Here is a 12,456-nt window from a genome sequence, read left to right as displayed (position 1 = left end):
TTAATAGAATTAGATTACCAATAGCTTCCTGCAAGAAAAGTAAGCCTGATAAAAGTAAATGTATGTTGTAAACTCAAATCTATGGTTTGGCCAAGGTCTGAAAACTGCTCATCATTGTAAAATATAGCGAACATCCCGTCTTCAAATGCCTGAATAGCATTATCCTGAGCTTTTTGTACATCAGCTTTTTTTAGATTATAAATACTTCCAAAGCCCACCTTACCTGTATCGGTAAGAATGTTCAGATAGTTATCTGTTGGGATCTTCGTAGAATCTTCATCTTCGAGTTCAAAAGATTGAGCGTTAAATTCTTCTACCTGTTGCTGAACGATGAGCTTTAATAAGTTTTTTAAAGAAATAACTGAATCTTCGTAAGCGATTTCAATTTTTTGTTCCGAAAGAACAGGATGCTTCCTGCCCAACTGCTTTACAGTGACTTTTATATTCATATTTGAACTTAGTGTGCTTAAATATAGTAAAATTTAAAACCCATATTGTATCAAATTGAGGTTTTATGACGAATATCAAGAAAAAAGAAAGTCAGTAGTGAATTTTTCAGGCAAGTGAATTATAAATAAAGAGAAACAGGGATTATTACTCATTATTCATGAATTAGCTCCGATAGAAATGGTTACCCTCAACAAGCAATGCCATTTTTAAGTGTCGACGTGAGGAGTATGAGCGAATTCCGGGAAAAAGCTTCCGGAAAAAAGATAAAAAATAGACATTATTTCACCTTAGAAACAGGTGTAAAATAAAAAAGTACACTTTCAAAAAGTGTACTTTCTTTGGGTGAATGAGGGGTCTCGAACCCCCGACCTTCGGAACCACAATCCGACGCTCTAACCAACTGAGCTACAATCACCGTTTTCTGAGTGCAAATATAGGACAATTTCCTCAACTACCAAACAATTCCGTCAAAATTTTTCAAAGAAATTAATCTTTCAGATGTAAATCCCTCAGCATAAGTAACTCCCGATAATCGGCCTAAATCCTGTGCACGGTATGTTAAACTCTCAAAAAAGTCTTTTGTGGTAATAGGCGTCTCAGGCTCTTTAGAAGTTGGGTCATAAAACTGAGTTTTATAAGCCATACATGAAGCAATTTTTTTATCCAGGAATTCTGAAATGTCAATAACAAATTCCGGTTTGATATCTTTCCACTGAATATAATGAAAAACATGCTTGGGTCTCCATACTTCCTGAGCTTCTCCTTCCTCTACCGTCTCTATTTTTCTCAATCCGGACAAAAAGCACGCATCCGATACTAATTTCGCTCCTTTTGCATGATCCGGATGTCTGTCATCAATTGCATTCGCTAAGACGATTTCCGGTCTGTATTTGCGAATCATTTTTACGATCCTCATTTGGTATTCTTCGGAATTCACCAAAAAGCCATCTTTCATTCCCAGATTCTCTCGTGCAGAGAGCCCCAGAATTTTGGCAGCATCTGCTGCCTCTGCTTTTCTAGTTTCATCAGTACCTCTTGTTCCGAGTTCTCCTCTGGTAAGATCTACCACAACACATTTTTTTCCTTCAGAAACCATTTTGGCAATAGTTCCGCCACACCCTAGTTCTACATCATCAGGATGTGCTCCAAAAGCAAGTATATCAGTTTTCATATAATCAAAGATAAGGTTTAAAATAAAAACTTCCCAAACATTACGAATGGGAAGTTTTAATATCTATAATTTAAATTTTAAATTATTTATTGATCTCTGCATTAAGTTTTACAGCATCCTGATAAGTAGGATCTAACTGTAGTGACTTCGCTACATAGTCTTTAGCTTTTGCCATATCAGATTCTTTGCTCATATAAGCTACTGCAAAGTAAGCATAAGCAAGAGTCTGTTTGTTTGCTTCCTGATCAGCTGGTTTTACAGTACTGATGAATTTTTCATAAGCAATCTTTGCAGCGTCGTTGTTTCCTGCCTGTTGGTAAGAATACCCCTGGCTGTAGTAAGCCGGTGCCCAATCAGGAAGAAGCGCTGACATTTTCTGCCATGTAAGGATCGCTCCGTTCCAGTTTTTAGCATCCTGGTAAGCTGTTGCTAATTTAAATAGTGCATCAGAATCCTGGCTGTTAGCAGCCACTTGCTTCTTCAATGCTTCGATTGCAGGGTTTGTAGGCCCTTTATCAACGTCAGCCTGAGAAGCACCACCACCTCCAGCGATATTTGCCAATTCTAAATCCCACTTCATTGTTTCATCTTTTGCAGCTTTAGCAATAGCAATTTTCTGTTGAGATTCTGTTGTTAAAGCAGATTTCTTAGCAGCATCTTTCTCATCTTTTGCTAATCCAGCAGCGATAAGTCCTTGTAGACCTTGGTCAGCTGGTAATATTCTTGTTTTCTCTGCCTGAGATACAAAAGTATCCATGTTTTGTTTAGCCCCTGCATAGTTTTTATCAGCGTAGTCCTGATAAGCTCTTAGTTTGAACTTGATAGGGTCTTCAATTTTATCAAAGATCTTATCTAAAACTGTTTTAGAGTTTGTGTAATCTTCGTTCGTGAAGTATAATTTAGAAATTTCTAATTGAGTATATGGATCTTCATCAGCATATTTTGTATAATTGATAAGATCTTGTGTAGCCTTTGCATTTTGCTGGTATCTGATATCATATCCAGCCATAGCCTTATATGCAGGAGCATAGGTAGCGTCTACTCCAATTGCTTTATCAATATTTTGTTTTGCTTGTTGCCATTGTTGAGCAGCCATCCATAAAGTTGCCATTCTTGTATAAACGGAAGCTTTATTTTTAGCTAAAGGTAACGCTTTGTCATAAGCAGACATTGCTTCACCTGGTGATCTTTTCAATCTGTAAGCATCTCCTAAAGTATAATAATAATGTGCAGGAACTCCTTTCTTTTCAGCTTTTTCAATTGCTTTAGTAAGGAATTGAATCGCAAGATCCGGAGAACTGTTCTTTTCAAATAAAGTTAAAGCTTCTGCTGCTCTGAATAATACATCAGCATCTTTTTCTTTAGAATCAGTTACTACTTTCTGAATTTCAGCAATAGCGCTTTTGTCTCCTTTTCCTAATTTTACAGTAGCTAAACCGATTTTATTAAGAAAGCTTTTACCATCGGCAGCCAGCCCTTTGTTAAAGTTTTCAGTAGCCTTTGCATAATCAGGTTCTCCTTGCTTTAAGAAAGTATTCCCTAAATAGAAGTAGTTTTCAGCGGTAGGCTCTTTAGCGATCATATCAGTGAAATTTGTTTTTGCCTGAGCAAATTTATCACTGTCAATACTGTTAATACCATCCTGCAACGTCTGTGCAGTGGCAAAACCGGTAAAAAATACCACGGCTGCTCCAAAAGCAATCTTCTTTACATTCATAATCATTATATCTTTCATTTTATATTTTCTAATCAATTGAGTTATATTCTACACAATTTTCAGACCAAAATATATTATTTATTATGGCTAAATTGTGAATTTAATAATTTTTAACGCATCTGTACCTCTCTTTTGTACAGGTTATAAGGTTGTAAGCCCTCTTTCTGAACAATTTTCTGTCCCAAATGAGTACATGAAAATCTTATGAATCCACTTGCAATATTGAATCCGCCTTCGTTAGCCAGAAAATAAAGAACTCTGGTAAATGGATAATCCATAGAACGAAGCCCTTCAGAATCGGCATTGTAAGTTTTTCCATTATTAACTACCGGAAGAACTTTCACCATATCTCTCAAATTCTCAGAAGTTTTATCATAAGGTCGGCTGAAAGTATTAAGTCCTATAACGCCTATTTTATTCGGATATTTTCCTAACTCCTCAATGACCTTCTGGTTTCCCGGAATAATCGAAAATTTAAGGTCTTTCGGCTGTTTTTTTAATTTTTCAGCTACAAAATTCAGATTACTAGAGTTCGTTCCATCAAAAATAAAATCCTTCTTATCTGAAAGCAGTCCGCTATTAATTTCATCCATTGAAATACTTTCTCTAGGAGAATTCTTTGGAACTACAAAAACCACGGCATCTGCTGCAAATCTTGCAGGAGTAAATTTTAATTCGGTTCTTTCTTCGTAAGTTTTTATCTCTTCTGCATTAAGATTTCGGGACATTACAATAATCTTTGCCTTATTATTCAATAAGTCCAGAAAACCTAAATCTTCTTTTTTTGTTTCTACTTTAATATGCGTTTCAGGATAACTGATCATATACCCATCAGCTAATGCTTCTGTGACACTTTGAAAAGAACCGTCCGTAAAAATTGTTAGATTGCCTTTATTATAGGAAGGAGCATTATCATCCTTTTTTTTGCAGCCTGCTACCATTACAGTAAGGGCAACAACAGCTGCAGCTTTAAAAAAGCTATTCTTCATCTTTGGATTTTTTGATTTGTGAAATGGCTCTATAGATTCTGAATACACCATAAAGCGCAAACACCCCGCCTAAAGCATAGGCAATAATAGGGTCTAAAATAGTAAAAAAGAATCTGTAGATCATTACTACAATTCCTAAGACAATATAAAACAATCCCGCAATAAGGGATAACCACTTGAACATCATGTAACAAAAATACGAAAAAAATAAAAAGAGAAGCATAAGCCTCTCTTTTTATTTATATTCTGAATGAATAAATTTAATTATTCAAAGTTCATAGTAAATGGTACGCTATAGTAAGATCTAACGCTCTCCCCGTTTCTCTTCGCAGGAGTCCATTTTTTAAGTTTCTTAACTACACGAATTGCTTCATTGTTGAAGTCGCCATTTGGAGATTTCTCTTCAATAGTAACTGCAGAAACAGTTCCGTCTCTTTCTACAACGAACTTAAGCTTAGCTTTAAGGGTACCTTCACCTCCTTCCATTAATGAAGTATCGAAATTTTCACCTAAGTATTTTCTTAATGCTCCCATACCTCCAGGATATTCTGCAGACTGGTCTACATCTTTGTAGATTTCGTTAGGGTTATTCGCTTTCACTTCTACAGTTGCAGTTTTTGTTCCTGTAGATGGTGGTGGCGGTGGTGGTGTATAAGCCGGAGCTTTTACTCCCTCCTGATTATTCAAACCAGTTGTAGTTTCCAACTGCTTAGAAATTGGTGGAGGTGGAGTTTCAATTTTCGGAGCTTTTACAGGCTCAGGAACCACATTTTGGATCACCTCAATTTTTGGTTCCTCTTTTGGAGGTGGAGGTGGTGGAGGTGGTTCTTCTTCTTTAGGCTGCTCAATAATCGGGTCATCTTCAACAATATTTACAAGATCTGCCTTCACTTCTGTTTTAGGCGGAGCTGTAAGGTTCTTAATTGTAAGATAGATGAACGGAGATAAAGCTACCAAAAGAAATATAGATGTTCCAACAATAAAAGATTTTGTCAGAAGTCTAGGATACTGATGTCTAAGATCATAGGCACCATATTCCTTGTTTCTATTTTCAAATACGATTTCGTCTAAAGTAAGATTCTGACCGTATACATTTTCATCTGCCATAGATAATATAACAATTTTATGGTTAAATTACTTTGTAGCAGCCGGTGCAGCTGCACCACCTACTTTTTTCTCATAAATAGCTTTCTCCCAAGGTTTGATATCAGTAACACCGTACTGTTCACTTTTGGTAATTGCCATTTCGTCTAGAATATCAACAAAGTTTTTATATACAGCATCGTCAGTTGGCTTAATGATCACCGTAAATTTGGCTGGATCTACCGCTCTAGATTTTGCTTGCTCAATTACTTTTCTAATTCCTTCTCTGTCAAAACTAGTTTCCATAAGGGTTTGGTCATTCAAGGATGTTGCATCCTGTTGGTGCCAAAACACTTTATTATCTTTTCCTAGTAATAAAGAGATAGAGTTAGCAAGTTTAATTTCTGTTGGTTCCGGTTTAGGATCTGTAGGCTTTGGTTTAGCCGGAAGACCTAAGTCCATTACATTCGGTTTACTAAACGTTGACGTAAACATAAAGAACATCAATAGTAAGAAATTAAGGTCAACCATCGGAGTCATATCGACTCTGGGGTTGTTTTTCTTGGATCGAACCTTGCCACCCTTGGCACTCTTATCCTGTACTTGTACTTCTGCCATTTCTTCTTAATTATTCATTAGGTTTACCTTCTTGTGATGTAATCAACCAAAATTTAAGAAAATCGATATCTCTTAAACCCTCAAATAGGCTTTTAACTTTAGGGTATTTTGTTGTAACGTCACCTTTGATGGCTAACTTGTAGTCAGGATTAACGCTTAAACTTTCTTTTACCCAGTCAATTAATTGCTTATTTGTACTATCCATAGGAATCCCTGCAGGACTCTTGTAATTTTTCTGCTCATCTTCAGGCAAATCCAAATACCCTTTTAATTGGTTCATTGGAACTCCAATAGCCTGAACTTTCTGGAAAGCTGCTTTTTGATTATTATCAAAAGTAACGCCATACTTTTGACCCATTTTATCTAAAAGTGCAAGTCTTTCTGATGCATTTTCTACTGGCTGGAAATAAAATTTCCCGTCCGGTGTAGCATTAATAGTCATTAAACTACCATCAGGAAGTAATTTTTCCGAAATTGAAGATGGCGGTTTGATCTGCTCCACATCAGGTTTTTTAAACTGCGTGGTCATAATAAAGAACGTAAGTAATAGGAACGTAACGTCGCACATCGCGGTCATGTCCGTAACTACTCCATGTCTTTTTGGTTTAATTCTCGCCATTATTTTTATAAATTATTTTTTAAACTTCTTTTATTGTGCAAAACACAGTTCCATCTTAGTGGAATTCAGCAAAAGACTGTTGGATGCTCATTGCGATCTCGTCGATCTTATAAGTTAACCCGTCAATTTTAGAAGTAAAGAAGTTATAAAGAATAATTGCTACTGCAGAAGTACCAATACCTAATGCCGTGTTGATCAAGGCTTCAGAAATACCGATTGATAAAGCTGCTGCATCAGGAGTACCTCCACTAGCACCTAAAGCGAAGAATGCTCTAATCATCCCGATTACCGTTCCTAGTAGTGCTACTAACGTTGCAACAGTACCTAATGTAGAAAGGATCATCATGTTTTTCTCAAGCATTGGCATCTCAAGAGTTGTAGCTTCTTCGATAGCTTTGTTAAGCGCTACCATTTTCTGCTCTTTATTTAAAGTAGTATCGTGAGCAAGTGCTTTGTAAGTAGTAAGACCTTCTTTTACAACGTTCCCTACAGAACCTTGTTGTCTGTCGCACTCTTCTAAAGCTTCGTCAATTTTGTTTCCGTTTAGTAAGCTTCTTACTTTTACTACAAAGTTGTCTACATTACCTGAACCTGAAGCTTTGCTTAATACAAAGTATCTTTCAAATGAGAAAACAATTACAGTAATCATGAATGTTACAAGTAATGGTACAATAACACCTCCCATGTAGATCATCCCTAAGAATCCTTCTGGATGCATCTCTTTACCTTCTACATCAGAAAAAGCGACTGATGCACCTGCTAATCTTGGATCAGCTTTAAAATTACTTGGACTACCTAAAACGAATAACCAAATACAAATCCCTATAACTAATAGAATAGGAATAATAACAGCTGGATTTAAACCTCCCGCTTTTCTAGCAACTACTTGCTCATCATTTTTTGAAACATTCATTTCCATATTTAACTAAATTATATTGTTTTAAAATTTTACAGGGTGTAAATTAAAGGCAAAATTAATTAAAATGCAAGAGTCTTAATTAAACATTTTGATATTTTTTAATAAAGAAAATTTAATACGATTTTGATATTATAATTATTCGCAAATATTTTATTTATTTTCCTCAAATTTAACATTTGAGTTAAAAAATCTAAAAAATAAGGACTCCATTTTTTTTAATTTCCCAATGTTAATTTTTTTTTAAATTACGATATTCACAATACGGTGAGGGACTACAATGATTTTTTTAGGGGTTTTACCTTCCAAAATCTGTTGCATTTTCTCATTTGAAATCACCAAATCTTCCACTTCCTTTGCAGATAATTGAGCTGAAAGAGAAATTTTGAACTTCATTTTACCGTTTACGCTTACCGGATACTCAATTTCATCCTCAACCAGATAATCTTCATTCAATACCGGGAATTGTTCAAATTCTATTGATGTACCGTTTCCTAGTAAATTCCACAATTCTTCACAAATGTGAGGTGCATACGGAGAGATGATAACGGATAACGGTTCTAAAATATTGCGCTTGTTACATTTAATTTTCTGCAACTCGTTTACAGCGATCATAAATGAAGATACCGAAGTATTGAAAGAGAAGTTTTCAATATCATAAACTACCTTTTTAATTAAGGTATGTAGAACTTTATATTCTGCTTTCGTAGGCTCTTCATCAGAAACTTCAAATACATCCCCGTTGAAATAAAGATTCCAGAATTTTTTAAGGAAACCGTATACTCCACTCAAACCTTGTGTATTCCAGGGCTTGGATTGCTCTAATGGACCCAAGAACATTTCATATAATCTTAAACCGTCTGCTCCGTACTCTTCACAGATGTCATCAGGATTTACCACATTATATTTAGACTTGGACATTTTTTCTACTTCACGGCCTGTGATGTATTTTCCGTCTTCCAAAATAAACTCTGCATCGGCATAGTCTGGCCTCCATGCTTTGAATGCTTCAGTATCCAATTCATCAGATGTTCCTTTTAATAAGGATACATCTACGTGGATCTGCTGGGTCTGGTATTCGTTGGCTAAATTTTTAGATACGTATTGATTAGTACCATCAATTCTGTACACAAATGCACTCATTCCCAAAATCATCCCCTGATTGATTAATTTCTGGAAAGGCTCATCACTGTTAATGTACCCTCTGTCTTTTAAGAACATATTCCAGAAACGGGAATACAATAAGTGACCGGTTGCATGCTCACTACCTCCTATATATAAATCTACCTGTCCCCAATAATCTGAAAAATTCTTAGCACAGAATTCACCATCGTTCTGAGTATCCATATATCTAAGGAAATACCATGAGCTTCCAGCCCACCCTGGCATTGTAGATAATTCTAACGGGAATATTGTTTTGTCATCAATTAAATCTGTAGCAACTAATTTCTGGTTCTCTTCATCCCACGCAAATGTTTTAGCATTTCCTAGTGGTGGATCTCCATCTTCGGTTGGCAAATATTTTTCAACTTCAGGAAGTTCCAATGGTAAAGCAGAAACTGGTAAGGTATATGGCATTCCTTCTTTATAATATATAGGAACCGGTTCTCCCCAATAACGCTGTCTTGAGAAAATCGCATCACGCTGTCTGTAGTTTGTAGTTCCGTGACCGATATCTTTCGTCTCAATTTCTGCAATTATTTTTGACTTGGCATCATTATAATGTAGTCCGTTTAAAAAATCAGAGTTTACACAAACAGAGTCTTTAGAATCAAAAGAGTTCTCCTGAACGTCTTCTTCTGTTTCAACTACTTTTTTAATCTCTAAATTAAATTTCTTTGCAAACCTGTGGTCACGCTCATCATGTGCAGGAACAGCCATCACGGCTCCTGTTCCATAGCCCATCAATACATAATCTGAAATATAGATTGGCATTTTTTCTCCACTGAATGGATTGACAGCATAACTTCCTGTGAAAGCTCCGCTCACGTTTTTCACGTCAGACATTCTGTCTCTTTCCGTCTTTTTGGAAGTTTCTTCTATATAAGTATCTACTTCTACTTTCTGAGCATCGGTAGTAATCGTATCTACTAAAGGGTTTTCCGGAGCCAATACCATAAAGGTTGCTCCAAAGATGGTATCAGGTCTTGTGGTAAAAACCTCAACAATTTCTTCATGTCCTTCTACATTAAACTTAACCTGTGCTCCCTGAGATTTCCCGATCCAGTATTCCTGAGAATCTTTCAACGGCTGTGGCCAGTCCAAAGTAGAGAGACCCTGCAATAATCTTTCAGAGTATGCAGAAATTCTCATACTCCACTGCATCATCTTCTTTTGGAATACAGGAAATCCTCCTCTTTCAGATTTCCCGTCTTTTACCTCATCATTGGCTAAAACTGTACCCAATGCAGGACACCAGTTTACCGTAGTCTCTGCTCTGTAAGCAAGACGATAATTTAGTAAGATATCTTCTTTATCAATAGCTGAAGCGTTTGCCCATTCTTCTGCAGTGAAATTCAATTCATCGTTCTGATTGGCACTTAATCCTTCTGTTCCCTTTTCTTCAAAATGTTTGATCAGGGTATCAATAGCTTCGGCCTTATCAGTATTTTTATTATACCAGGAGTGGTACAATTGGATAAAAATCCATTGTGTCCATTTATAATAAGATGCATCGGAAGTTCTTACTTCTCTGCTCCAATCGAATGAAAATCCGATTTTTCTTAACTGCTCTTCGTATCTGTTGATGTTTTGTTCTGTTGTGATTGCCGGATGCTGACCTGTCTGGATCGCATACTGCTCAGCAGGAAGCCCGAAGCTGTCATATCCTACCGGGTGGAGAACGTTAAACCCCTGATGTCTTTTGTATCTCGCATAGATATCTGACGCAATGTATCCCAGTGGATGCCCTACGTGAAGTCCTGCTCCGGATGGGTACGGAAACATATCGAGTACATAAAATTTAGGTTTATCGGTATTGTTGGAGGTTTTATAGGTTTGATTTTCCTCCCAATATTTCTGCCACTTTTTTTCTATCTGCTGATGATCGTAAAACACTTTATATAGATGTTATATGTTAGACTTTAAATAATTGGATTGTTTTCTTTTAAACAAGATTCACAAAAATAATGATTTTAAAGGAAATAGAAATTTAAATTATGATGAATTGTAATTCTCTGTTCAACAAAAAGGTCCCATCCGAAGATGAGACCTTTATTATATCTTGAAATACACTATTAAGGCTTAGCGCTTACCCTTTTAAAAGTAATAGTTCTTGTTTTATAAATTGTAGGATCTTCGGTTTCTTCTCTTACTGATAAATTGAGGGTAGTGGCATCCAATGTTACCACTTTTGTATTTACCGGTGCTACCACTCCCTGGTATTTCATCTGAAGGGCTTTGCTGCTCTTATCATATGAATAGGTAAAATTTTTATCAGGCAAAATGTTACAAGCGGTTCCTGTAGTAGGATCCTGCACATCTATTCTTTTCCCGCTTGTCTCAGTACTGAACCACCATCTGGACATTTTCTGACATTCGGTATAAGTAATCACATCTGAAATCGGTTGCTCACCTACCTCAACGGTAGTAACCACCTCTTTTATCGGTTGCCAGAATCCAATAATCGGTTCTTCTATAACAATTTCGTTGCTATTATTACATCCGGTAGTTACCAATAATGATAAACCTAAAAATAGTAGTGCTAATTTCTTCATAGATCAATTTTTTCAAGCGCTAAAATTATACTTTTTTTGATTTATATTACTATTTTTTGTGAAAAATTATTTTATCAGCTTTTATTTATACATATTTTAAAACATTGAGAGGCTATATTGCCTTTATTTAACAAATATTGAACATCCGAAAACTCCTCTGTTTTATTAAAAAAGTTATTTTTGTAACAAAGAAAAAAAATGCAAGCTATAACGAAAAACAATTTTGACTTCATTCGTGTTCTCCTCGCTTTTATTGTCTTCGTAGGACATCTGGGCGCTTTAAGTGCTTCTGAAAAGCTATTATTCTTAACACATAGCCCTGTTGAAGTTGCTGTTTTCTCGTTTTTCATTGTGAGTGGTTTTCTGATTGCAAGAAGCTATGAAAGGGCATCAAGCCTAAAAAGCTACGCCAAGAAAAGGTTCAACAGGATTGTCCCTGCTTATCTGCTTGTTGTATTTCTTTGTGCTATACTCCTGAGTCTGGTCAGTACTTTATCTTTTACTGAATATTTCAGCAATACACAGGTTTATAAATACCTTTTCTGGAATTCATTATTCCTCAATTTCAAAGCTCCATGGCTTCCGGGTGTATTTGGCAACCAGGCTGTAAACGGGGCATTATGGACTCTTAAGATTGAAATGTGTTTTTATATAGCAGTTCCACTGATGTTCTTACTGTTTGGAAAGAATAATAAATACCGAACCATCAGCCTGATCGTTCTTTATTTCCTTTCTCTGGTCTATCTCAATTATTTTGAAATGACAGGAAAAGCAGCACTTTCAAGACAGCTTCCGGGTTCATTATGTTATTTTATCGGAGGAATGCTTGTTTATTTTCATTTCGACAAATTTATCAAGCATAAGCATTTACTTTTTATCATTGCTATCATTACAGTCTGGATTGATCTTATTTTTAAAATAAAACTTTTTTCCCCGATAATGATCAGTATTATTGTTCTGTATATTGCTTATTCCTTCAGCTTCCTGAATAATTTTGGAAAATACGGGGATTTCACTTATGGAATTTATATTTTCCACTTCCCTATCATCAGGGTATTTGCCACATTGGGACTTTTTGCCAACTACAATCCTTACCTTATGAGTATTGTATGTATGTTTACAGTCATCGGAGTGGGAATTGCCTCATGGCACTTTTATGAAAAAAGATTTTTATAAT

The 12,456-nt window shown here is 35.9% G+C and carries 12 protein-coding genes and 1 tRNA gene; 1 reads left to right on the top strand and 12 read right to left on the bottom strand.

Annotation, left to right across the window (positions count from 1 at the left end):
* Nucleotides 1-14: 14 nt before the first annotated feature.
* From M2372_RS16360 to M2372_RS16305, 12 genes are all read right to left on the bottom strand, one after another.
* Complete coding sequence (locus M2372_RS16360) at nt 15-449, bottom strand: hypothetical protein (protein WP_123320914.1); 435 nt, start codon at nt 447-449, stop codon at nt 15-17.
* Nucleotides 450-790: 341 nt separating this feature from the next.
* A tRNA-His gene (locus tag M2372_RS16355) sits at nt 791-866 on the bottom strand.
* 35 nt (nt 867-901) lie between these two features.
* Nucleotides 902-1,621: a bacillithiol biosynthesis deacetylase BshB1 gene (gene bshB1, locus M2372_RS16350; RefSeq protein WP_115970492.1), complete on the bottom strand. Its 720-nt coding sequence runs from the start codon at nt 1,619-1,621 to the stop codon at nt 902-904.
* An 82-nt stretch (nt 1,622-1,703) separates the two neighbouring features.
* Nucleotides 1,704-3,356: a tetratricopeptide repeat protein gene (locus M2372_RS16345; protein WP_123320915.1), complete on the bottom strand. Its 1,653-nt coding sequence runs from the start codon at nt 3,354-3,356 to the stop codon at nt 1,704-1,706.
* A gap of 92 nt (nt 3,357-3,448) precedes the next feature.
* Complete coding sequence (locus tag M2372_RS16340; protein ID WP_123320916.1) at nt 3,449-4,327, bottom strand: PstS family phosphate ABC transporter substrate-binding protein; 879 nt, start codon at nt 4,325-4,327, stop codon at nt 3,449-3,451.
* On the bottom strand, nt 4,317-4,514 hold the full coding sequence (locus M2372_RS16335) for a C4-dicarboxylate ABC transporter (protein ID WP_185018900.1): 198 nt from the start codon (nt 4,512-4,514) through the stop codon (nt 4,317-4,319). Before M2372_RS16335 ends, M2372_RS16340 begins: the two co-directional genes overlap by 11 nt.
* 77 nt (nt 4,515-4,591) lie before the next feature.
* Nucleotides 4,592-5,434 carry an energy transducer TonB gene (locus M2372_RS16330; RefSeq protein WP_115970496.1) on the bottom strand — a complete coding sequence of 281 codons (843 nt, stop codon included), beginning with the start codon at nt 5,432-5,434 and terminating at the stop codon, nt 4,592-4,594.
* A 27-nt stretch (nt 5,435-5,461) separates the two neighbouring features.
* Entirely contained in the window at nt 5,462-6,028 is a 567-nt protein-coding gene (locus M2372_RS16325) for a biopolymer transporter ExbD (RefSeq protein WP_115970497.1), read from the bottom strand.
* A gap of 10 nt (nt 6,029-6,038) precedes the next feature.
* Nucleotides 6,039-6,647: a biopolymer transporter ExbD gene (locus tag M2372_RS16320; protein ID WP_123320917.1), complete on the bottom strand. Its 609-nt coding sequence runs from the start codon at nt 6,645-6,647 to the stop codon at nt 6,039-6,041.
* A 55-nt stretch (nt 6,648-6,702) separates the two neighbouring features.
* Nucleotides 6,703-7,566: a MotA/TolQ/ExbB proton channel family protein gene (locus tag M2372_RS16315; RefSeq protein ID WP_115970499.1), complete on the bottom strand. Its 864-nt coding sequence runs from the start codon at nt 7,564-7,566 to the stop codon at nt 6,703-6,705.
* A gap of 240 nt (nt 7,567-7,806) precedes the next feature.
* Complete coding sequence (gene leuS / locus M2372_RS16310) at nt 7,807-10,620, bottom strand: leucine--tRNA ligase (RefSeq protein ID WP_123320918.1); 2,814 nt, start codon at nt 10,618-10,620, stop codon at nt 7,807-7,809.
* A gap of 179 nt (nt 10,621-10,799) precedes the next feature.
* Entirely contained in the window at nt 10,800-11,279 is a 480-nt protein-coding gene (locus M2372_RS16305) for a lipocalin family protein (RefSeq protein ID WP_115970501.1), read from the bottom strand.
* A gap of 198 nt (nt 11,280-11,477) precedes the next feature.
* On the opposite strand from M2372_RS16305, the gene M2372_RS16300 reads away from it, so the two are divergent.
* On the top strand, nt 11,478-12,455 hold the full coding sequence (locus tag M2372_RS16300) for an acyltransferase (RefSeq protein ID WP_123320919.1): 978 nt from the start codon (nt 11,478-11,480) through the stop codon (nt 12,453-12,455).
* Nucleotide 12,456: the final 1 nt, after the last annotated feature.

The organism is Chryseobacterium sp. BIGb0232, assembly GCF_024810195.1.
GTDB classification, from domain to species: Bacteria; Bacteroidota; Bacteroidia; order Flavobacteriales; family Weeksellaceae; genus Chryseobacterium; species Chryseobacterium pennae.
Note: the sequence above shows the minus strand (reverse complement) of the source record. Positions and strands in the feature narration are given on the sequence as shown.